Genomic DNA, 21,774 nt, shown 5'->3' with positions numbered 1-21,774 from the left:
GCTCGCCGGGATCGCAGGCGGTCGCTGACCGACGGAGCAGTTGCCGCCAGATCCGGGTTGGCACCCGCTCGAACGACCGCCACAGCGTCGAGGGTGCCGGGAATGCCGCTCGCGCCAACTGCAACAGACCACGAACGCGATCCATCTCACTCGCCCAATCGACGATCTCGCGGTAGCTCGCGTCCATGTGAATCCGCAAAAAGTGCAGCGTCAGGTGCTTCCAATCCGCAAATCCGTTGCCAGCCGGGTCACTCACCACCGCCGTGGGGCTGGCGGCACAGCGTTTTTGAGCCAGCGATGCGGCCTGTTTAACGAAGCGGAAGAGTGGCATTGGTACATTCACTCTTTCCGCTTCGCTCTCGCCTTCAGAGCGACGCTATCCTCTCGCCATCATCGGATTCAACAGAGCAGTCGAGTCACAAAACGCTGGGGCCGGCACAGACGAGCAGTGGTCTGTTGGCAACCCACAAGATGTATCACAGCCCCCACACCAAAACTGGTCGTGGGACGACTGCGAGATATTCGTGACTGGCTTGCCAAACACGTACCCGCAGGTCCAGTCCTGATCGCCGTCGGATGTGGCTGGCTCGCAGTCTCAGTGTGGAACTTCCAGCGCGAACTGGCGACGATCACCAACCTCGCGTTTCCGGTCGCGGCGTTCGTACTCACGGGTGGTCTCTCTGCCTGTGTCGTGTACGTCGGCTATCGGCTCCAGAGGAGTCGCTTCGAGGCACCCGAACGGTGGTCGATCCTGGGCTGGTCGTTCGCCGGTCTCCTCGTCACCCTGTTCCTCCAGACGGCGACCTTCGCGATTCGGGCAGCCGAAGGCCGTCCAACCGGCGAACCACAGTTTCCGTTGCTGGTCGTCGGCGGTGTCGGTGCACTCGCTGGCTACGGTATCGGCGAGCTACTCGTCGACGTCCGGCGTGCTGCTGCAGACGCGAGGGAGGCACGCGATGGGATGGCGTTCGCGAACAGCCTCCTCCGGCACGATGTCCGCAACGCACTCCAGGTCATCCTCGGACAGGCCGATGTCATCAAAACGATCGACGACGACCGTGCCAGCGAAGCCAGCCAACGGATCGAAAGTCAGGTCGACGCACTGTACGAACTGACCGAGAACGCAAGCGCCGTCACGAGCGTGCTGACTGGCGAGGCGACCCCAGAACGACGTGATTTGATCGGAGACCTCGAAGCGGTGACGACGACGATCACGTCCTCGTTTCCGTCCGTCACCGTCGAAGCCGAGTTTCACGAGAATCTCCTCATCGTCGGGACCGACGCACTCAGGCCAGCCATCTCGAACGTGCTCACGAACGCCGTCGAGCACACTGGCGACGAACCGCACGTTCGGGTGACGACCCACATCGAGGGCGATACCGCGGTAGTGCGCATCGCCGATGACGGACCCGGCATCCCCGACGACCGCCGGTCAGAGATCTTCCGCCGCGGCGTCACGGCCGACGGGGGGAGCCAAGGACTCGGCCTCCACATCGTGTCGACACTCGTCGAGCGCTCTGGCGGATCGATCCACGTCGAGGACAGTGACCTCGGTGGCGCGGCCTTCGTCATCGAACTCCCGCGTGCCGAGTAGGACCAACGGTTTTGCCATAGCGTGATAGAGGCCACGTATGCACGACGCCGACCTGACGATTCTCTCTGGCGACGCCGATCTGGAACCGGCCTTCGACGTACGCCGTGACGTGTTCGTCGACGAGCAGGGCGTGGACGAAGCGGTCGAAATCGACGGCAAAGACCCCGATTCGACGCACGTCCTCGCCCGTATCGACGGCGAAGCAGTCGGCACCGCTCGCCTGCGTGAGACCGGTGCTGCGACGGGGAAAGTCGAACGTGTCGCCGTGCGTGCCCCCCAGCGTGGGACTGGCATCGGGCGCGAGATCATGGAACGGATCGAATCACTCGCCCGCGAGCGCGGCCTCGACCGTCTCGAACTCCACTCTCAGACCCGTGTCGAGGGATTCTACGAATCGCTCGACTACGAGACCACGAGCGGTGTCTTCGACGAAGCCGGGATTCCACACGTCGAGATGGAAAAAGAGCTGTGAGTCGACCCCGATCGGGTTGGATTACGTCGAAATGTCACTCTTCGACGAGCGTGACGTTCGTGATCTCGAACCGCGCACCGCCCTCTGAGCCAGTCGTCACCTGAACGTCCCAGTCGTGGGCACTGGCGACGCGCTCGACGATCTCCAGTCCGAACCCGGTTCCGTCGCTGGCGGTCGTAAAGCCGTTCTCGAAAACAGCGTCTCGATCCGTCTCGGGGATGCCCGGGCCATCGTCCTCGACGTAGAACCCACCACCATCGATGTCACCGACCGTGATCGTGACCGTCTCACCTGCGTGGTCGACGGCGTTTTTCAGGAGATTCTCCAGCAGTTGCTTGAGTCGGCTCCGGTCAGCGACGATCCGCTGGTCGGTCTCGATTTCGATCGTCGGCTCGCCCACTCCGAGATGCTCCCAGCACTGATCGACCAGTCGAGCGAGATCGACCGGGACCTCATCGGTCGTCCCCGTGCCGACCTTCGCCAGATTCAGCAGCGTCTCGATCAGTTCCTCCATGCGTTCCAGAGCGCGGTCGATCACCTCGATCTGATCGCTCTCGCACTCTCGCTGGACGACTTCGAGGCGCCCGCGAGCCGTCTGCAGTGGATTCCGCAGATCGTGACTGACGAGATCGGCAAATTCGGCGAGCCGTTCGTTCTGGCGCTGGAGTTCCACCTCCGTCTGTTTCTGTTCTGTGATCCGCCGGGAGATTCCGATGAGGCCGCGAATCTCGCCATCCGGGCCACGCCACGGCACTTTCGACGTGAGGTTCCACTCGTCTTCGCTCGGAATGTACTCCATCTTATCTAAGATCGGTTCGCCCGTCTCGATGACTTTCAGATCGTCGGCGTAGGACTGGCTCGTATGCACGCCGCCGTTGATCTCCAAGTCGTTCTTGCCGATGATATGTTCGCGGTCGAAGGCGTCCACGAGAAGTGTCGACGGGTCCAGCGTGCGCTGATCGACGAAGTACTTGCTGACCCGGACGTGGCGGGCCGCCGTGTCCTTGATGAACAGATGCGCTGGGATCTGATCGAAGATCGTATCGAGCAAGGAACTCTCGCGTTCCAGTTTCGCCTGTCGCTCCCACTGCTCTGAGATGTCTCTCGCAGTGCAGATGAAGCCACCAGCCGCCGTCCTCGAAACAGTGGTGTGGACCGGTACCGTCGTTCCGTTCGCCCGAACATCGAGACCTTCCCGGGAGAATTGCTCGTCGTCGCGCAGGTGCGGGCGAACGTCGTCCGCGAACGACTGGTCGTCCTGATAGACCGTGTCCTTGTGTCGCCCGATCAGCTCCTCGGGATCGTAACCGTAGATGTCGGCGTACACCTCGTTCACGTACCGATAATGGCCGTCCGGTGTGAGCAAACCGATTCCCACGCCAGCGGCGACGGCGACGTTCCGCAGATATCGCCGCTCGTTGTCGATCCGTGCGCGGTCGACAGCACTCTCGATCCGGTCGGCGAGTTCGTCGACACTCGTCTCCGCACTGTCTGGCAGGTAGTCGGTGATGCCGACGCCGATCGCTTCGCTAGCGATCGTCTCGGAACCGTTCTGGGGATACAGTATCGTCGCCACCCGCGAATCGACCGCCTGAACGTCCGACAGGAACTCGATACCGTCCCCCTCCGGGAGGTCGTAGCTACTGACGACGCAGTCGTACTCCCCGCCAGAGACCCGTTCCAGTCCTGCTTGGGCCGTCGGCGCCGTTCCGACGAGCAACTGTTCGTCGCACTGTTCGATCGCATCAGCTGTCGACGATGCCGGCTCTGACTCCGCAGGGACGTAGAGGACGCGAATCCGCCCTGGAGTCTCGTTCATACCACTATGGGAAGAGAGACGATAATAAAAGATCACGGGAAAATGGCGGTTATCGTGGAGGATCGGCTCGTAAAAAGATGCCGCTCGTGAGTTCATTCGCGACAGCAAAGCGGGCCGGAAGGGATTTGAACCCTCGACCGACGGCTTAAGAGGCCGTCGCTCTGCCAGACTGAGCTACCGGCCCAGTGCATCTTAAAGTTAGGAGGGCTGGTAAAATAGGTTTCCTTTCGGGAGCGCCGTGTGTGGGTTCCACATTGCTGGACGAAAGAGACAATTGATATAAGGGCCTTCGTCCCGACCGGATAGACGAACAAATGAGTACAGTCAGCGGCATTACCATGGCCTCTATGTCGAAGTACGCTATTCTCGGGTGTGGGAGTGTCGGCCATGCCGTCGCGGAGGAACTGGTCGACGAGGGCAAGGACGTGCTGATTCTCGACCGCGACGAGGGACGCGTCGAGGCACTCAGAGATCAGGACCTGAACGCACAGGTCGGGGACATCGCCGACGAGGAGATCACGGAGACGCTAGCCGACAGAGACGTGGTCCTCATCCTCGCGTCGGATGTCGATGCGAACGCACAGGCCGTGAAGAACATTCGCGAACAGGACGGCGAGCAGTTCATCGTCGCTCGTGCGGACGATCCAGTGTCGGCCGACGAACTGAGCGAAGTCGGTGCGGACGTGGTCATCAACCCATCGTCCGTGATCGCTGACTCGGCGCTGCGGGCGCTCGAAACCGGCGAGCTAGAGTACAAGGCCAGCCAGCTTGCTGATGTCATCGAGAGTACCGACCAGCGAATGGCGATCCTCATCCACCGTTCGCCGGACCCGGACTCGATCGCGAGTGCCGCTGCGCTACGGACCATCGCCCAGAGTCTCGACGTGGAGGCCGACATCATCTACGAGGGCGAGATCGGCCATCAGGAGAACCGTGCGTTCGTGAATCTGCTGGGTATCGATCTGGTCTCACACGACGCCGTCGATCTCGACGACTACGATACGTTCGCACTGGTCGACACCGCCAAAGGCGGCGAGCCGACCGTCGAACAGGTCCACGTGATCATCGACCACTACGAGCACGATCACGAACACGACGCCACGTTCGAGGACATCCGGCCCAACGTCTCTGCGACATCGACGATTCTGACGAAGTACATTCAGGAACTCGAACTCAGTCTCGGACAGGAGGTGGCGACGGCGCTGCTCTATGGCATCCGCGCTGAGACGCTCGATTTCAAGCGCGACACCACCCCCGCCGATCTGACCGCCGCTGCCTATCTCTATCCGTTCGCCGACCACGACACGCTCGAACAGGTCGAGTCTCCCTCGATGTCGCCCGAGACACTCGACGTGCTCGCAGAAGCGATCCGCAATCGCGAGGTCAAGGGATCACATCTCGTCTCGAACGCGGGGTTCATCCGCGACCGTGACGCGCTCGCGCAGGCCGCCCAGCACCTCCTGAACCTCGAAGGGATCACCACGACCGCGGTCTTTGCGATCGCCGACGATACGATCTATCTGGCCGCCCGGTCGAAGGACATCCGCATGAACATCGGAAAAGTGCTCGACGACGCCTTCGGCGGCATCGGCGACACGGCCGGCCACTCGACCGACGCCAGCGTCGAGATCCCACTGGGCATCTTCACCGGTATCGAGACCAGCGAGGACAACCGTGACACGCTGCTGGAACTCACCGAAGAAGCGGTCAGAACCAAACTGTTCGAGGCGATGGGCGTCGACAGCAGCGAGAGTTCGAACGGGAACTGAACGCGCCGTTGAAAATCGCACCCCCGACCGAAGACCGTCTACGCCGGAACTTCGTCTTCTTCTTCGTCGTCGACCTCGTCGTCCGTCCGCTGGAGGCGTTCGACGATGTCGTTGGTGATGACGACGTCGCCCACGGAGAGGACCCATCGGTAGGGGACGATGACACCACGCGACCGATTGATCTCGGTCGAGAACAGTTCGCGATTGAGTTGATGCAAAGCGAGGCCGGTCACTTCCTGACGGTCGAGGTCGAGCCGAAGGTCCTCGACTTCACCGACGAAGACGCCGGTGTTCGTGTACACCTCGCGACCCACGAGCGTCGTGATTTCCTGCGGTGCGCTATCCCGATCCATATACCCCCGGTTGGTGGCCGGCACCTTAACTTTTGGTAGGTGTCTGACGCAGGGCGTTGGGCGAATTCATCGCCCGTCGAAGACCCGGTCGACGCTCCGTTCGAAGCTGGCGAGCGTTGCTTCATCGAGGGCGTCGGCCGTGACAGTGTAGATGCCCCGTATCTCCTGCTCACGTGCCTTCGTCGTGAGGTGATCGAAGCAGCGACAGACGCGGTCACGCTGGGCGTACATCGCGAGCACGTTGAGCGAGTTACACAGAACCCAGCCGTGGCCCGATTCGAGTGCGCCGAGTGCACTCGTAAAACGCATACTCAGCCCGGTCAGGTCGTCAGGGACCACCGGAGCACTCGTCCACAGCGGGCCGTCGTAGTCAATTTCGGAGCCTGCGATCGGGATCAGTCCGGCCGTCGACGGGTCGAGACCGTGATTTCGCAGGGTCTGCTCGACGGACGCCGGTGCTTTCGAGGAGACGAGCAGGAGAGTTCCCGAAATCGTCGCCGGTAGGTAGGAAAACGGCGTCTCCATCGAAGCTATCGGCACCAGTAGCTGGGTTCCGGGATCGATCCGAAGCTGTTCGTCCGTCGTCGCGCGTGTGTTGTTCTCGCTACTCACGTCGTGTCACCACCACCGACTGCCGTCGGTGAGCCAATCAGTGCAGTTGCGCTGCACCACCCTGAGGACCCCAGTCCTCGTTTCGTCGTAGAATGTGGTACGAGCGCTTATAGGTATTCCGGCAATACGTGCACTCGACAGCCGGCGACGAACGGCGAGACCATGCCATCGACGATCGTTCACATGGCGGTTGCGGGCCTGATCGGTGCAGCACTGCTGGGTACGGCCTTCGATCGGCGGTCCGTGCTGATACTCTTCGGTGCGGTGATCTTCGCCGATCTGGACTCGTTCGTCGGGTTGGTCTCGGCCGTCGGCCATCGTGCTGCTTTCCACACGGTGTTCGTCCCGCTCGGTGTCGCGGCGGTCCTGGTCGTCGATCACTACTGGCTTCGGTGGATTCGGTTCGTCGACCGCTGGGGACCGCGGGGCGTTCGTATCGCGTGGGTGACCGGGATTGCCTACATCGGCGCTGCGATCGGACTCGACCTCTTCTCTGCCGGCGGTGCAAATCCGCTGTGGCCGCTTCACGATCAGTTCTACGTCATCGACGGCAAGGTCGAACTGTCGAGCCAGCGCGGCATCGTTCAGACGTTCATCGACCTCGGCGGCGAGCAGAGCCAGCAGACCGACGGCCCGCGGCCACGCGCTCGCGGGAGCACGCAGGAGGTACACGTGAGTACGGGGATCGATCCAACACCCGGCGCGGAGCCGGCGAACGTCGACAGGGTGTTCCCGGTCGTCAGATCGGGGTGGCAGTTGCTCTTGCTGGTGATCGGCACCGGCGTCACCGCTGCACGGTTCTACGTGCGCCACGACGTCGACGAGGAGTGATCAGTCGCGCTCGGGGACGGCGTCGGGCGTCGCGGGGACCCGTTCGACGCCGTCGACGAGGTTCCGGGCGCTCGCAGTGTCTTTGAGACCCGTTCCGGTGATCACGAGCGTCGCCGAGTCGTCGGGTGCGACGATGCCGTCGTCGATGGCCCGTCGAAGCCCGGCGAGTGTGGCGGCACTGGCCGGTTCGGCGTAGACACCCTCGGTCTGCCCGAGTGTCCGCTCAGCGTCGAGAATCGCTTCGTCCGAGACGGCCACCGTCGCGCCGTCGCTTTCACGGAGCGCCCGGCAGGCCTTCCGGGCGTTGTGGGGGCGACGAACGTCGATGCTGTCTGCCTGTGTTGTCTGGTCGTCGGTCCGGGTGGCTGGCTCGGGACGGTCGGCGTCGCCGTCGGCGGCGAATCGTTCGTGGATCGCCGTCGCACCGGCGGCCTGCACGCCGAGCAATCGTGGCCGTTCGTCGACGATGCCCAGTCGTTCGAACTCGCGAAAGCCCTTCCAGGCGGCGGCGAGACCGCAGCCGTTGCCCATCGGGTAGACCAGCCAGTCCGGCACCGACGAGCGGGTCTGTTCGGCGAGTTCGTGGCCGACGGTCCGAAGCCCTTCGACGGCGTAGGGGTTGACCGCGGCGCTGCAGTCGTACCAGTCCCGCGCAGCGCTGAGCTGTCGACACAGCGAAAAGGCGTCGTCGTAGTCACCGTCGACGGCGTACACGTCCGCACCGTAGACGAGGGGCTGGACGGCTTTCCCCTCGGGTACGTCGGCCGGGACGAAGATACAGCAGTCCAGCCCGGTTCTGGCGGCGTAGCCGGCCAGCGACGCGGCGGCGTTGCCCGTCGAGGCGCAGGTGACGACCGACTGGTCGGCCGCGAGGGCGCGGCTGGCGAGGACGGCACTGGCCCGGTCCTTGATCGATCCCGTTGGATTGCCCCGTTCGTCCTTGAGACGGACTGTGACGCCCAGTTGGTCCGAAAGAGTCGGCGCGTCGAGCAACGGGGTCCCCCCGGCACCGAGTTCGACCGCGTTCCCGTCGGTCGGAAGGAGTGGGCCGTACTTCCAGAGGTCGTCGATCGGATCGTCGACACCGGCTCTGATCGCCTCGGCGGCCCCCGACTGGTCGTACTGTACGTCGAGGATGCCGCCAGCGCCGTCGTGGTCTGGACAGACGTGTCTCCCGTCCGCTGGAACGAACACGCGCCCACACTGCGTACATTCGAGTGCGATAATCGGATTCACGGTAGCGACGACTCCGTCTGCGTTCGTGCGTGTCCTTCCCTGCGAGGCGTATATGCCTTCTGGGACCGGCCCGTACCAATTCGGACCGTTGATGTACCCCCTCGCACACGTCCCAGTATGGGTCTCGCCGTCAGTCGACGACTCGGTGTCGCCGATAGCGTGACGCTTCTGAACGCTATCATCGGCTTCGGAGCGGCCATCGTGGCCTACACCGACCCCGCCCTCGCTGCTCGGCTGATCTTGCTGGCTGCGATCGCCGATGCACTCGACGGGATCATCGCTCGCTACGCGGGCAACACCGAAGTCGGGCCGCTGCTGGATTCGATCACCGACGTGGTTTCTTTTGGTGCGACGCCGGCGCTTTTCATCTTCGGTGTCGCCCGAGCGGAGTACGGGCCGATCGCGAACGCCGACCCGCTCACGCTGGCGCTGTACGTTCTCTTGCCGTCGTCGTTCGTCGTCTTCTCGATCGTCAGGACGGCGTTCTACACCGTCTACGTGGGAGCGGACGAGCAGCGACCGGGCATTCAGAACACCCTCGCAGCGACGATTCTGGCAACGGCGTACCTCGCCGGCGTCGCGCCGGTACCCGTGTTGTTGGCCGGGACGGTCGTCCTCTCGGCTCTGATGGTCGCCCCGGTTCCCTACCCGAAGCTACTGGCCCGGGACGCGCTCGTCCTCGGTGTCGTGCAGGCGGCAGCGATCATCAACCCGACGGCGCTGCAGCGACTCTCGCCGCGACTCTTGCTGGTCGCCGCCGTCGCCTACCTCGTCCTCGCACCGCGATTGTACTGGAGCGAGTGAGCGAGCGCCGAACGGTGCAATAGTCATCCAAATACTTATGACTTTGATAGCAGACTTACGGTGGTATGAGAGAGCGTTCTTTCTCGCGGCGAGACGTGTTACGGGCCACGGCGGGGATGGCGACGGTCGGTTCCCTCGGTGGCCTCAGTGGGTGCAGTCAGATATCGAGTTCGCTGGGCGGGACCGGTGACGGGAGCGATCCGATCGAGACCGTGCCGGACGGCTCTCAGTACGTCCTCGAAGTCGACTTCGCAGCGATATACGGCGACGAGGCGCTCCGTGAAGGGATCAACGAGGAACTGACAGCGGTCCGCGGGGAGATGCAGTCCGACGAGGTGCCCGAAAGCGTCACCGCGGCGCTCGACCGGATCGAGGAGGAAGCGGCCCTCGACCCGCGGTCGATGTCGACGGCCATCCTCTCGGGTACCTACGAGGACGACGCCGACTACGACCAGACAGCCTACACCTTCTGGACGGAGTGGTCCGAGGAGGACCTGCTCGCCACGGTCGAGGAAGAAGGTCCAAGTTACACCGAAGAGAGCTACGGCGACACGACCGTCTACGCGCCCGAGCAACGGTCTCGGATTGGTGCGCCGGCACGCCTGGCCGTGCTCGAAGACGGCGTGTTCACCGTGGGGACCAAGTCCCACGTCGAGGCGACCATCGACACGCACAACGGCGACGCGGAATCGGTCAGCGGCGAGGTCCGCGAGGGCTACGACGCGTCGGCCGATGGGCACCTGCGCTATGCCTTCGACGTGGTGGCGTCGGAGATACCCGACTCGTCTGGCTCACAGTTCGACACCACCGCGTTCAGGGACGTGACCTACGGCTATGGCTCGCTCTCGGCCGAGGAGAGCGACCGGGTCGCGAGCCTCGGCATGAAGACGGCCGGCGAGGAGACCGCGAAAGACATCACCGACATCCTGCAGGGACTGCTGGTACTCGCCGAGCAGCAAGTCGAGAACAGCGACGCGACCGACACCGAGGAACTGGTGACGGCACTGGAGGCCACGGAAATCTCGTCGGACGGGAGTACCGCTACCGTCACGCACACGCGCCCGGCGAGTGAGTTCGCCGCTGTCCTGACGCCGGTGTTGCTGTCGTTCGTCGTCGGCACCGGGACAGCACCGTCCGAGCGGCCGCCACAGGTGTCGTTCAGCTTCGATTACACCGAGAGCGGTGGCGACCAGAATCAGGTCTCGATCACCCACACCGCCGGCGACAGCGTTCCCGCGTCCCGTCTCAGCCTGCGGGGCACCGGCTTCGAAGACGTGGACGGTGTCGATCAGGTGCAACCCGGACCGTGGCAGGGGACGACGACAGACGGTGACATCGTGGCGGGAGACACTGTGTCCGTCGGCGTGTCGAGTGACTACGAGCTTTCGCTGGTCTGGATGTCCGAGAGCGGCGACTCCTCGGCGACACTTGCGACCAATACGGGACCGGACGCCTGAGAACGGTCCCGAAAGCGATCAGCGACAGGTCTGGCGACACCCGAACCTATAAGTTCTCGTCAACTGCCATCTAGGATGTGGTTTACGAGACGGGAAACCGAACGATCGACGACGCTGTCGCACGAGTGCTAGACGGCGAGCAACTGGATCGCCGTGACGGACTCGCTCTGATGGCCCAGCCCGTCGACGAACTGGCGGCCGCTGCGGACTACGTTCGCGCCCACTTCGGCGACGGGACGGTCGACGCGTGTTCGATCGTGAACGCCAAAGCCGGCAACTGCGCCGAAGACTGTGGGTTCTGTGCCCAGTCGGCCCACTTCGACACCGGCATCGACAACTACGACTTTCTCGACCCCGAGGAGATCCTCGACGCCGCGAAGCGCGCCGAGCGCGACGGTGCCCAGCGATTCGGCATCGTCGTCGCCGAGAAAGGCGTCTCGAAGGCAAAGCGCCCCGAGGAGTGGCAAGAGGTGTTGCGCGCGATCAGACTGGTCCGGGACGAGACCGACGTGGAAGTCGACGCCAGCCTCGGCATTCTCACCGAGGAGGAGGCCGCGATCCTCGCCGACGAGGGGCTGAATCACTACAATCACAACATCGAGACCTCGCCGCGATTCTTCCCCGAAATCGTCGACAGCCACCGCTTCGAGGACCGCGTGGCGACACTGGAAGTCGCCAAGGACGCCGGCATGGATCTGTGTGCCGGCGTCATCCTCGGCATGGGCGAGTCGCCGACCGACCGGGTCGACGCGGCCATCGCCCTACAGGACATCGGCGTCTCCTCGCTGCCCGTGAACATCCTCAACCCCGTCGCCGGGACCCCGCTGGCCGAGAAACTGGACGGCACCGCCGACATTTCGACTGAAGGGATCGTCGAGACCATCGCGGTGTATCGGCTGCTCCACCCCGAGGCACGCGTGCGCCTGACCGGCGGGCGTGAGGTCAACCTCGACGCCGACGAGCAGCACCTGCCCTTCGAGGCGGGGGCCGACGGGATGCTCACCGGCGACTACCTGACGACCAGCGGCCAATCGCCCGGCGAGGACATCGAGACCGTCGAGCGCGCAGGACTGGAACCGAACATGGAAGCAAACGAGTTCGACCCCGACGCGGTCAAGGCCCGCGGCGACGGCGTGGAGGCCGACGCCGGCCCCGACACCGCCGCCGGGACGGCGACCAGCGAAGCGGAGTCGAGCGACTGAGACACGACACCTATGGACGACATTCGATTCGCAGTACTCGGCACTGGTGGTATCGGCAGACGAACGCTCGACGTCGCGACCCACAAGGACGGCCTGACGCCCGTCGCGGCCTGTGACCGCAACGGCGTCGCGATCGACCACGACGGACTGGACGTGGACGAGCTGCTCGACGCGACGGAGGGGAACATCGCGAGCGGTCCCGAGGACCCCGACGTTGCCGCCGACGGCGTCGTCGGGAGCGACGCGACCGACGGCTCGTCTGATCTGCGATCGGACGGCGGGGCACAGGCCTCGGCGACGGCCGACGGCGTCAAACAGCACGGCCAGCAGGCCGGCATCGTCGCCAGCGAGCAGGGCCGCGAGACCGAGACGCCCATCGACGACGTGATCGCCGAATCCGATCAGATCGACGCCGTCCTGATGGCTCTGCCCAATCTCGAACACGACTTCATCCCTCGCGTGGCTGAGCGATTCGCCGAGGCGGAGTACGAGGGCGTCCTCGTGGACGTGCTCAAGCGCTCACGGGTCATCGGGATGCTCGACGACCGCACAGAAATGCTCGAAGAATCGGGGATCACGTTCGTCTGTGGCGCTGGCGCGACCCCGGGCTTCCTGACGGGCGCGGCCGCACTCGCCGCCCAGTCGTTCGTCGAAATCGACGAGGTCGAGATCTGGTGGGGCGTCGGCCTCAAGTCGGGCTACGAGGACAACCGCGGCACCGTCCGCGAGGACATTGCCCACCTCGACGGCTACGACATCGAACGCGCTCGCGAGATGAGCGAACAGGAGATCGAGGATCTCATCGCCGAACACGACGGTCGACTGGAGTTCCACGACATGGAACACGCCGACGACGTGTTGCTCGAACGGGCCGGCATCTGCGACGCCGAGGACGTCCACGTCGGTGGCGTGCTGGACGTGCGCTCCGACGAGAAGCCCACGACCACGACGGTCCGGGTCACCGGGACGACTTTCGACGGCGAGACCGGGACCAACACCTTCCAGCTAGACGACGCCACGAGCATGGAGGCCAACGTCAACGGTCCCGCCATCGGCTACCTGAAGGCAGCGGTCCTGCGCAATCGTGCGGGCGATTACGGCGTCTACGGCCCGGCCGAAGTGATGCCGAGCTTCTGACTGGGACCGCCTGTGACCCCCTCTCAGGGGTCCAACAGTACTTACACCGACGAACGTCTCCGACAGGACATGACCGATATCGAGGACCTACTGACCTTCTGTACGTTCGGCGAGGACCGGGTCTATCTCCTGCTGGCGATCGCCCGTGCGAAAGAAAATCCCGACACGACCAGCAACGCAGCGCCGGCCATCCGCGAAGTCGTCGAGGACCGCTCGGAGTTGGCCCAGAAGATCGTGCAACTGGACCACGCGGTCGCCCGGTTCGACGAGCAGTTTCGACTCTATCTCACCGTGAACGCTCGCGACGCACTGAAAGCGACCTTTCAGCTTCGACGCCGAATGGACGACTGGCTCGAAGCCCGTCTACACGGTGACGAGGGGAGCAAAGCGAAGTTCAGGCAGGTCGACAGCGAGTACAAGTCCGTCCTCCAGTCCGACGGCTGTGCGGACGAGACGTACTTCATCTTCGACCTGGACGACGCCACCGCCGACGACTGTGCGCGCCTGCGCGAGCAACTGGACGCACGGACGACCGTCGAGTTCGTCACGGAGACGCCGAACGGCTACCACGTCGTGACCGCACCGTTCAACTACACCGAACTGACGACGGACATACCGTACGAGCTGAAGACTGACGGTATGGTGTTCGTCTCCTACATCGGCGACGGCACGCTGACCGAGCGAGTGCGAGCGGTTACGGAGGGCGACCCGTGACCGACCACGGCTTCGATCTGAGCGGGCGACTCGACGAGCGCGCGGAGCAGAACCTCCGCCGACACCTCCGACCCGCCGAGTCGGTCGCCCGCGAGACTCGTTTCGCCGACGATCCGAAGGGCGAAGCGATCGAGTTCGAGGCCCCCGAACTGGTGTTCGCTGCGAACAACTATCTGGGGCTGGCCGACGACGCGCGCGTCCAGCGGGCCGCAGAGACGGCCGCTCGGTCTGTCGGGACCGGTGCCGGCGCGTCACGGCTCGTGACCGGCGACACCGCGGTCCACCGGTCGCTGGAAGCCGACCTCGCCGACTGCAAGGGGACCGAGCGCGCGCTCGTCTTCTCGTCGGGCTACGCCGCCAACGTCGGCACCATCGACGCACTCGGCCCGGATGTCGTCTTCTCGGACGAACTGAACCACGCCAGCATCATCGACGGCTGTCGGATCGGGGCCGCAGAGACCGTCGTCTACGACCACTGCGATCCCGACGATCTGGCGAGCGCGATGGCGCGTCGAGAGCGAAAAGTATCGGAAGCCGGGGACGAGTCGTGGCTCGTCGTCACGGATAGCGTGTTCTCGATGGACGGCGACATCGCACCGCTCGCAGCGATTTGCGACGTGGCCGACGACTACGGCGCGTGGGTGCTGGTCGACGAGGCCCACGCGACTGGCGTGGTCGGCGACGCCGGTGGCGGTGTCGTCCAGCGCGAAGGCTTGGGCGACCGCGTCGACGTGCAACTGGGCACGCTCTCGAAGGCACTGGCCGCACAGGGCGGCTACGTCGCCGGGGACGAGACACTGATCGAGATGCTCCTGAACGCGGCGCGTACCTTCGTCTTCTCGACCGGGCTGGCACCGCCAGCGGCCGGCGCGGCCCGCGAAGCCCTGCGTATCGCACGCGAGGGCGAGCGTCGGGATCGGCTCTGGGACGTGGTCGAACAACTCCGTGACGGTCTCGAATCGGCCGGATTCGAGGTGTGGGGCGAGTCCCACATCCTGCCGGTGCTGGTCGGCGATAGAGCGGACGCACTCGCGCTCGAACGGGCAGTTCGCGACCGGGGCATCGTCGCCCCGGCGATCCGCCCGCCGACGGTCCCCGAAGGCCAGTCCCGGCTAAGAGTCGCCCCGATGGCGACCCACACCGACGCCGAGATCGACCGCTGTATCGCGGCCTTCAGGGCGGGCGGCGAGGAGGTGGGTCTGCTGTGAGCCTGTTCGTCGTCGGCACCGACACCGGCGTCGGCAAGACCGTCGTCACCGCCGGACTTGTCGGGTGGCTTCGACGCGACGGGATCGACGCCGTCGGCGTCAAGCCCTGCCAGACCGGTGCGCCCGAGGACGACGACGCCCGATTCGTCGCGCAGGTCTGTGGCGAGCGCGACGCTGCGACGTGTGGCCCACGGCTCGGCCCGGCGCTCGCGCCGGCAGTAGCTGCTCGTGAGACTGACACGTCACTGTCGTACGAGGGGATCCGCGACCACTGCCGCTCTGCCACCGACGCACACGAGCGTGCCGTCGTCGAAGGGATCGGCGGTCTGCGAGTGCCGCTGACCGAGGAGACAGAGGTGATCGACCTCGTCGTCGATCTCGATCTGCCGACCCTCGTCGTGGCTCGCTCGGGGCTTGGCACGCTCAATCACACGGCCCTGACGGTCGAGGCACTGCGCGAGCGTGGCGTGGCCGTCCGTGGGGTCGTTCTCAATCAGTACGAGGGCACGAGCGTCGCAGAACGGACGAACCCCGAGGTGATCGAGGAGATGACGGACTGTCCGGTTACGACACTGTCACCGATTACGGCCGGAGAGGCTGCAACACTGGCAGACGACGGTGACGCGGTGATCGACGCGGTCGCGTCGGCACTCCCGTCGTCGTTTCGAGAGGGATAGGAGACCCGCGTCGCCGGCTACAGGCCCAGCGCGAGGATTCGCTCGATGTCGACGCTCTCTTCGAGGAGCCGTCCCATCCGCTCGACCGTCGCCTCGTTGCGGGTCCGGCCCGAGCGAAGCAGATTCTCGACACGGTCGATCGTGGTCCGGGTGTCAGACTGGACCAGCAAGATCGGGACGCCTTCCTCCTGTGCACGGCCCAGCACTGCGCTGGCGGGGCGGAAGCCGCCGGTGAGCAGCAGGGCCTTGATACCGGCCGCTTCGAGCGCGGCGGTCTGGATCTCCGAGCGGTCGCCGCCGGTGATCATGATGGCATCCCGGGTACGCCGGAACTGGTCGAGCGCACTGTTGCCACCCATCGCGCCGACGGTGAACCGTTCGACGTGGTCGTCCAGTCCGATCTCGGGGGTGAGCACGTCACAGCCGAGACTCCGGGCGAGGTCGTCGATCGTGACGCCGGCCAGTTCCTGCACGCGGGGGAGCGCACCGTAGACCGGGGCGTCCCTGCTGTCGAGGAACGGCATCACGTCGTCGTTGAGTTCGTCCATCTTGGCGTCCGCGACGCCGTTGAACACGACGCCTTCGAGACGGTCACCGACTGCTCTGGCGCTCGACAGGACCTCGTCGGTCGTCGACACCGATTCGTAGCCAGTCACAAGCAGGACCCGAGCGTCGAGCGCCTCGGCGATGTCCACGTCGGTCAGGTCGACGATGCTCCCCGTCGCGAGGTCGCCACTGCCCTCGACGATCATCAGGTCCTTCTCCTCTGCGAGGGCCTCGAAGTTCTCGACGACCTGCGATCGGAGTTCGTCGGGGTCCTCGCGCCCGCGAATGGCCTCCTGAATGAACGTCGGCGAGTAGACGATGGGTTCCATCTCGTGCATCTCGGCGTCGAGGTCCAGTAGCTCACGGGCGAGCATCGGGTCCTCGTCGCGGGTCTTGCCGACCGCGCTCTGGAGGCGCGTGCCCTTGGGTTTCATGTAGCCCACGTCGTAGCCGGCCTGCTGTGCGTGCCGGGCCAGGGCGAGGGTGATCGCTGTCTTGCCGATGCCGTCGTCCGTCGAGGTGACCAGTAGCGTGTTCATAGTTCCTCCTGATCGAGGGTCAACCGCAAGTCGATGGCCGCCACCCCGTCCGAGGTTGCGACCAGCGGATTGATATCTAATTCAAGGATCGCAGGGAAGTCACTAACCAGTTGCGACAGGCGCTGGATGGTCTCGACGAGAGAGTCCTCGTCGACGGGCGCGCGCCCGCGTGCCCCACGTAACAGCGGTGCCGACTCGATGTCGTCGAGCATCGACCGCGCTTCCGGTTCAGAGACCGGTGCGACTCGCAAGGTCGTGTCTTCCAGCACTTCGACGAAGATGCCGCCCAGACCGAACAGGACGAGCGGCCCGAACTGTGGGTCGCGGTTGACCCCGAGGATCGTCTCGGTGCCACCCTCGATATCGACCATCTCCTGAATCTGGACGCCGAGGATGCTCGCGTCGCGCTGGTAGTTGCGCGCCCGGACGACGAGGTCCTCGTAGGTGTCACGCACGTCCTCGGGCGCGACGCCGACCTCGACGCCGCCGATGTCGGACTTGTGAAGGATATCGGGGCTGACGATCTTCATCACGACTTCGTCGCCGATCTCGTCGGCGACACGCTGGGCCTCCGAGGGCGATTTCACGACTTCACCGTGGGGGGTCGGAATTCCGTAGGCGTCGAGCAAGTCCATCGCTTCGACGCCGAGACGGTTCTGATTCCGGTCGGCCGCCGATTGGAGGATCTCGCGGGCACGCTCGCGGTCCACGTCGAACGACTCGGGTTCGACGTACTCCCGTGACTGGATGTCGTCGTATTCGGCCAGCGCGTCGAGACTGTCGACGGCCCGGGCCGGGTCGAAGTAGTTCGGGATGCCCGATTCGGTGAGCGTCGGGGCCGCCGGACCGACACTCTTGCCGCCCATCAGGGTGGTGGCAACGGGAATCTCGTACTCCGCCTGTACGTCGACGACGACCTCGGCGAGGTTCTCGAAGTCGAGCACTGCCGTCGGGCAGGCCACGACGACCGCCATCGCGACGTTGTCGTCACCCAGTACCGTCTCAAGTGCCGCCTCGAAGCGGGCGGCCGGCGCGTCGCCGATGATGTCGACGGGATTGTAGATGTTGGCCTCGTCGGGCATCGTCTCGGCGAGACGCTCGATCGTGTGATCGGTGAAATCGGCCAGTTCGAGGTTACTGTCGCCGACGGCGTCGGTGGTCATCACGCCGGGACCGCCCGCGTTCGTGACGATGGCGACTTCCTTGCCGTCGGGCAGTGGCTGATCGGAGAGAATCTGGGCGTAGTCGAACAGTTCCTGAACGGTCTCGACACGGAGTGCGCCGGACTGTTCGAGACCGGCCTCGTAGGCCTCCTCCGAGCCAGCCATCGCGCCGGTGTGGGAGGCGGCGGCGCTCGCACCGGCGTCGGTCCGACCGGACTTGACGAGGACGATCGGCGTGTCCTGCGTGACCTCGCGGGCGGTCCGAACGAAGCCAGCGCCGTCCTCGATGTCTTCGAGGTAGCCGAGGATGACGTCCGTGTCGGGATCCGATCCCCACTCGTCGATGAAGTCGCGCTCGTCGAGTACGGCTTTGTTGCCCAGCGAGACGATGTCTTTGAAGCCCACGTCGCGCTCGGCGGCCCAGTCCAGCACGGCCGTGACGAACGCGCCGGACTGACTCATGAAGGAGATGTCGCCGTCGGTCGCCATCTCGTTGCCGAAAGTCGCGTTGAGACCCTTCGGCGTACTCATGATGCCGAGGCTGTTCGGGCCGACGAGATTGAGATCGTACTCGCTGGCCGCAGCTTTGAGATCTTTCTCCCGTGCTGCGCCCTCGGTACCGGTCTCACCGAAGCCAGCGGTGATGACGACGACGTTCTCGACGCCGGCCTTGCCGACCTCACGGATCGACTTGACGGCAACGTCGGGTGGCACGACGATGATCGCAACGTCGATGTCGGCGTCTACGGCACCGATCGTGTCGTAACAGGGCAAGCCAAGCACGTGGTCTTTGTACGGGTTGACAGCGACGATGTCACCCGTGAACGACGCCTGTAGGTTTTCCGTGATCGCACGACCGACTGCGCCATCTGAATCTGTCGCACCGACGACGGCGACCCGGTCGGGCGAGAACAACGTTGAGAGGCGTCCCATGCAGTTCGATGTTTTCGACGTGTGGGGATAACTCTGCTGGGGAATCTCACTGGCTGGAAACGCCCGAAGGCGGCCGACGACCTTTTATAAGCCCTCCAGCCGAAAGCGAAGCGATGGAGACGGACGAACCGACGCTGTTCGACCGGCGTCACGTCGAGGCATCGGCGATAGCACACGACATCGACGTAGAGGGTCTCGCGACGACGCTCGGTGAGCACCAGGACGCCGTCGAGGAACTGCCCGGTGTCGAAGACATCGTCTACGAGTGGCGCAAACAGTACGAGGACCCGCTGGTCGATCGGACCGAGGGGGCCTACTATCTCGTCCTTCCTCGCCACGTCTGGGACGAATTCGCTACGGCGCTGGACATCAGCGAGAACGAACTGGCGGCCGTCGTCGAGGTCCACCGACGGACGGTCGCAACCGACACCGATGCACCCACGACACCGGCCGAAGACGAGTGCTACGTCGCCCTCGACCGGACTCGGTAAGCCCAATCCGAGACGCAGTGACACCGTGAGTCGATCCGGTCGCCACAGGAAGTTGTACAAAATAGGAAATGATTTTTCTATACAGCAAACTATCCTTTCCAATGTGAAAACTTAAGTGCCGCACGACCGTACTCGTAGTTGTAATGAGCAAACAGCGCTCGGTCCAGCAGGAGTTCGGAACAGTCGGCGAGAACGCGCTTCGACTCGACGAGGACAAGTCAGCACAGATCATCGACGCGCTGAACACGGACCTCGCGTCGGCCTACATCCTCTATCATCAGCTCAAGAAACACCACTGGAACGTCGAGGGGGCGGAGTTCCGTGATCTGCACCTGTTCCTCGGCGATGCCGCAGAGCACGCAGAGGAAGCGGCCGACGCGCTCGCCGAGCGTGCGCAGGCGCTCGGTGGAACGCCGGTCGCCAGTGGCAAAGCACTGGAAGAGCACGCACCTGTCGACCCCGAGGACGAGGATGTCTACGACATCCGTACGTCGCTGGAGAACGATCTGGAGATCTACGGCGCCATCATCGAGTCGCTGCGCGAGCACGTCGAGTTAGCCACGAACCTCGGCGACCACGCCACCGCACAGATTCTGCGAGAACTGCTCGTCGAGACAGAAGAGGACGCACATCACATCGAACACTATCTGGAAGACGACACTCTCGTGACCGAGGCAGCGAGGCAGTAACCCCAGAGAAGTTATCGCCGTAGCTCGACCGTCAGATCGGTCGCGATCCACGCGTCCGAGTTTCCTTCTTCGGTGAAGACAGTTCGATCCGGCGTACACTTGTGTGCATTGACAGTCGTCTCGACCTCGTCGGGTTCGGTTGTAGCCTCTCGTTCCGATGCGGGAGCCATTGGAGAAGGTTAGGCTACCCTAAAGCTAAAAGGGTTTTGGTTCCCCTAGTCCACGCGACTGGGTTTTTATAGCTCACGGTGCAAGCCCCGGTCATGAGTACCTCCGACGACGACCTCGCCACGTTGGTCGGTGATCTCGTCACCACCCTCCGGCGACTCGAAGACGAGTTCGAACCACGGACCGACGACGGTCGTCCCCGTCCGCCGACACTGCGTGAACTGCTCCGTCTCACGAGTGACGTTGCGATCCCCGCGACGATTCTCCTGCTCAGAAGTAACATCGAGGCTCTGAAACTCCTCCAGCGGGCGCTGCGGATGGCCGACGGTCGGTCTCCGACGACCGGCAGTGGAAGCGCTGAGGTGCGACAGCGGGCCGAACAGCTCAGTGCAACCACGCTCTCGAAACTCGATGGGGCGCTCGCAGACCTGCAGGACGCCGTCGAGGGACAGCCAACGGACGACGACGCGCGCGAACTCCTGACGGAGGCACGACGGCTACGGTCCGAGATCGAAGACCGGATCGGAGAGTCACAGGACGAGCGTCCGATCACGGTCGACGGTGACAGATCGGACGACGACACGGAGGAGACGGCCGACGACGTGCCGGTCGATGTCGACGCTGAGCTCCAGTCGCTCAAAGACGACATGGCCGACGCGGGCACCGGCGAGGATCGAGACGATGAAGATGGCGACGGCGAGGAATCTCCCTGATCTGTCGCATCGATCGGTAACGGCTGCCAGCCAGACAGTACCATCTGTAAGCTGTTTTCGACGGGATGCGGCGTCGATGCTACAGCCTCCCCCAAAACATAGCTCTATAAACATAATGTTTTATAATCTAAGACCTGTTATGGTGTATCACCCATGCCCGCGACAGAGACGACGGGGGAGCTTCGAGCGACACTGTACGTTCGAGAGACCCTTCCGAAGCCGGCGAAACGGTGCAGCCAGACGATCATCACTCGACTGGAGCGACTCGCCGCAGAGGGAGTCCTCGAAGACTACACCGTACTGTCGTGGGCAAAACGACTCCCGGTCGAAGGTGCAAAGCGACCAGACCAGCGGGAACGGTACAACGAGTTCAGCGACTGGGCACGCGCGAACGGGGTCCGACTGACACCGTTTTTCGACACCAGAGAGTGCTACTCGATGACGACCGGCGCGAAACGAACGGAACTAGTCTTTCCAGCGATCTGCCTCGCCGTCTACGAGGACGACGAGCTGCAGGTCGTCGCGCCACACACGGCCGAGACGGCGGCCGAGTCGGTCAACGACTGTCTCGACCGTCTCAGTGAACAGGCCGCGGACGACCCTGTCCAGCAGACGACGCTGACAGCCGACTGAAACGGACGCTTTTC

The 21,774-nt window shown here is 64.2% G+C and carries 22 protein-coding genes, 1 tRNA gene and 1 pseudogene; 15 read left to right on the top strand and 9 right to left on the bottom strand.

The window, feature by feature from the left end; all coding sequences use genetic code 11:
- Positions 1-331, bottom strand: a pseudogene (locus tag AC5FRW_RS12690) (IS5/IS1182 family transposase); the annotation flags it as partial.
- Between the two features lie 171 nt (positions 332-502).
- On the opposite strand from AC5FRW_RS12690, the gene AC5FRW_RS12685 reads away from it, so the two are divergent.
- Together AC5FRW_RS12685 and AC5FRW_RS12680 are read left to right on the top strand one after the other, a co-directional pair.
- Complete coding sequence (locus AC5FRW_RS12685) at positions 503-1,594, top strand: ATP-binding protein (RefSeq protein ID WP_493568829.1); 1,092 nt, start codon at positions 503-505, stop codon at positions 1,592-1,594.
- A 37-nt stretch (positions 1,595-1,631) separates the two neighbouring features.
- Entirely contained in the window at positions 1,632-2,066 is a 435-nt protein-coding gene (locus AC5FRW_RS12680; RefSeq protein ID WP_493568828.1) for a GNAT family N-acetyltransferase, read from the top strand.
- A gap of 34 nt (positions 2,067-2,100) precedes the next feature.
- On the opposite strand, the gene AC5FRW_RS12675 is transcribed toward AC5FRW_RS12680, so the two are convergent.
- Both AC5FRW_RS12675 and AC5FRW_RS12670 read right to left on the bottom strand, forming a co-directional pair.
- Positions 2,101-3,885: a sensor histidine kinase gene (locus AC5FRW_RS12675; RefSeq protein ID WP_493568827.1), complete on the bottom strand. Its 1,785-nt coding sequence runs from the start codon at positions 3,883-3,885 to the stop codon at positions 2,101-2,103.
- Positions 3,886-3,995: 110 nt separating this feature from the next.
- Positions 3,996-4,069: transfer RNA gene (locus AC5FRW_RS12670), tRNA-Lys, on the bottom strand.
- Between the two features lie 130 nt (positions 4,070-4,199).
- On the opposite strand from AC5FRW_RS12670, the gene AC5FRW_RS12665 reads away from it, so the two are divergent.
- Entirely contained in the window at positions 4,200-5,654 is a 1,455-nt protein-coding gene (locus AC5FRW_RS12665) for a DHH family phosphoesterase (protein WP_493568826.1), read from the top strand.
- A 38-nt stretch (positions 5,655-5,692) separates the two neighbouring features.
- Here the strand turns inward: AC5FRW_RS12665 and AC5FRW_RS12660 are convergent, their stop codons facing one another.
- Both AC5FRW_RS12660 and AC5FRW_RS12655 read right to left on the bottom strand, forming a co-directional pair.
- Positions 5,693-6,007, bottom strand: a complete 315-nt coding sequence (locus AC5FRW_RS12660) for a PRC-barrel domain-containing protein (protein WP_493568825.1) — start codon at positions 6,005-6,007, stop codon at positions 5,693-5,695.
- A 66-nt stretch (positions 6,008-6,073) separates the two neighbouring features.
- A complete protein-coding gene (locus tag AC5FRW_RS12655; RefSeq protein WP_493568824.1) occupies positions 6,074-6,619 on the bottom strand; it encodes a DUF7504 family protein in 546 nt (181 codons plus the stop codon).
- Positions 6,620-6,802: 183 nt separating this feature from the next.
- Between AC5FRW_RS12655 and AC5FRW_RS12650 the strand changes: the two genes are divergently transcribed.
- Positions 6,803-7,450, top strand: coding sequence for a metal-dependent hydrolase (locus AC5FRW_RS12650; protein WP_493568823.1), 648 nt, complete (start codon positions 6,803-6,805; stop codon positions 7,448-7,450).
- Here the strand turns inward: AC5FRW_RS12650 and thrC are convergent, their stop codons facing one another.
- Positions 7,451-8,686, bottom strand: a complete 1,236-nt coding sequence (gene thrC, locus AC5FRW_RS12645) for a threonine synthase (RefSeq protein WP_493568822.1) — start codon at positions 8,684-8,686, stop codon at positions 7,451-7,453.
- Positions 8,687-8,803: 117 nt separating this feature from the next.
- On the opposite strand from thrC, the gene AC5FRW_RS12640 reads away from it, so the two are divergent.
- The 7 genes from AC5FRW_RS12640 (at position 8,804) to bioD (ending at position 15,885) form a co-directional block, all read left to right on the top strand.
- Positions 8,804-9,490 (top strand): protein sorting system archaetidylserine synthase, encoded by a 687-nt coding sequence (locus AC5FRW_RS12640; RefSeq protein ID WP_493568821.1) that lies wholly within the window; start codon positions 8,804-8,806, stop codon positions 9,488-9,490.
- Between the two features lie 65 nt (positions 9,491-9,555).
- Positions 9,556-10,947 (top strand): hypothetical protein, encoded by a 1,392-nt coding sequence (locus AC5FRW_RS12635; protein ID WP_493568820.1) that lies wholly within the window; start codon positions 9,556-9,558, stop codon positions 10,945-10,947.
- Between the two features lie 77 nt (positions 10,948-11,024).
- Positions 11,025-12,149 carry a biotin synthase BioB gene (bioB, locus tag AC5FRW_RS12630; protein ID WP_493568819.1) on the top strand — a complete coding sequence of 375 codons (1,125 nt, stop codon included), beginning with the start codon at positions 11,025-11,027 and terminating at the stop codon, positions 12,147-12,149.
- A gap of 12 nt (positions 12,150-12,161) precedes the next feature.
- Complete coding sequence (gene bioU, locus AC5FRW_RS12625; RefSeq protein WP_493568818.1) at positions 12,162-13,286, top strand: (S)-8-amino-7-oxononanoate synthase BioU; 1,125 nt, start codon at positions 12,162-12,164, stop codon at positions 13,284-13,286.
- A gap of 69 nt (positions 13,287-13,355) precedes the next feature.
- Entirely contained in the window at positions 13,356-14,000 is a 645-nt protein-coding gene (locus AC5FRW_RS12620) for a hypothetical protein (RefSeq protein ID WP_493568817.1), read from the top strand.
- Complete coding sequence (locus AC5FRW_RS12615) at positions 13,997-15,208, top strand: aminotransferase class I/II-fold pyridoxal phosphate-dependent enzyme (protein ID WP_493568816.1); 1,212 nt, start codon at positions 13,997-13,999, stop codon at positions 15,206-15,208. The genes AC5FRW_RS12620 and AC5FRW_RS12615 overlap by 4 nt, the downstream gene beginning before the upstream one ends.
- Positions 15,205-15,885: a dethiobiotin synthase gene (bioD, locus tag AC5FRW_RS12610; protein WP_493568815.1), complete on the top strand. Its 681-nt coding sequence runs from the start codon at positions 15,205-15,207 to the stop codon at positions 15,883-15,885. The genes AC5FRW_RS12615 and bioD overlap by 4 nt, the downstream gene beginning before the upstream one ends.
- A gap of 17 nt (positions 15,886-15,902) precedes the next feature.
- Here the strand turns inward: bioD and AC5FRW_RS12605 are convergent, their stop codons facing one another.
- Both AC5FRW_RS12605 and acs read right to left on the bottom strand, forming a co-directional pair.
- Positions 15,903-16,970: a phosphotransacetylase family protein gene (locus tag AC5FRW_RS12605; RefSeq protein WP_493568814.1), complete on the bottom strand. Its 1,068-nt coding sequence runs from the start codon at positions 16,968-16,970 to the stop codon at positions 15,903-15,905.
- Positions 16,967-19,066 (bottom strand): acetate--CoA ligase alpha subunit, encoded by a 2,100-nt coding sequence (gene acs, locus AC5FRW_RS12600; protein ID WP_493568813.1) that lies wholly within the window; start codon positions 19,064-19,066, stop codon positions 16,967-16,969. The genes AC5FRW_RS12605 and acs overlap by 4 nt, the downstream gene beginning before the upstream one ends.
- A 113-nt stretch (positions 19,067-19,179) precedes the next feature.
- Here acs and AC5FRW_RS12595 point away from each other — a divergent pair, with 113 nt between their 5' ends.
- Together AC5FRW_RS12595 and dpsA are read left to right on the top strand one after the other, a co-directional pair.
- Positions 19,180-19,557 (top strand): DUF8048 family protein, encoded by a 378-nt coding sequence (locus tag AC5FRW_RS12595; RefSeq protein ID WP_493568812.1) that lies wholly within the window; start codon positions 19,180-19,182, stop codon positions 19,555-19,557.
- 143 nt (positions 19,558-19,700) lie between these two features.
- Positions 19,701-20,246 carry a DNA starvation/stationary phase protection protein DpsA gene (gene dpsA / locus AC5FRW_RS12590; protein WP_493568811.1) on the top strand — a complete coding sequence of 182 codons (546 nt, stop codon included), beginning with the start codon at positions 19,701-19,703 and terminating at the stop codon, positions 20,244-20,246.
- Between the two features lie 11 nt (positions 20,247-20,257).
- On the opposite strand, the gene AC5FRW_RS12585 is transcribed toward dpsA, so the two are convergent.
- A complete protein-coding gene (locus AC5FRW_RS12585; RefSeq protein ID WP_493568810.1) occupies positions 20,258-20,416 on the bottom strand; it encodes a DUF7331 family protein in 159 nt (52 codons plus the stop codon).
- 93 nt (positions 20,417-20,509) lie between these two features.
- On the opposite strand from AC5FRW_RS12585, the gene AC5FRW_RS12580 reads away from it, so the two are divergent.
- The gene (locus AC5FRW_RS12580; RefSeq protein WP_493568809.1) at positions 20,510-21,127 is read left to right on the top strand and encodes a DUF7547 family protein; all 618 of its coding nucleotides are present in this window, start codon (positions 20,510-20,512) and stop codon (positions 21,125-21,127) included.
- Positions 21,128-21,280: 153 nt separating this feature from the next.
- Complete coding sequence (locus AC5FRW_RS12575) at positions 21,281-21,760, top strand: HTH domain-containing protein (protein WP_493568808.1); 480 nt, start codon at positions 21,281-21,283, stop codon at positions 21,758-21,760.
- Positions 21,761-21,774 lie beyond the last annotated feature (14 nt).

The organism is Halomicrobium sp. HArcht3-1, assembly GCF_058933345.1.
The sequence above is the reverse complement of the archived record's forward strand: the minus strand, read 5'-3'. Positions and strand labels throughout refer to the sequence as shown.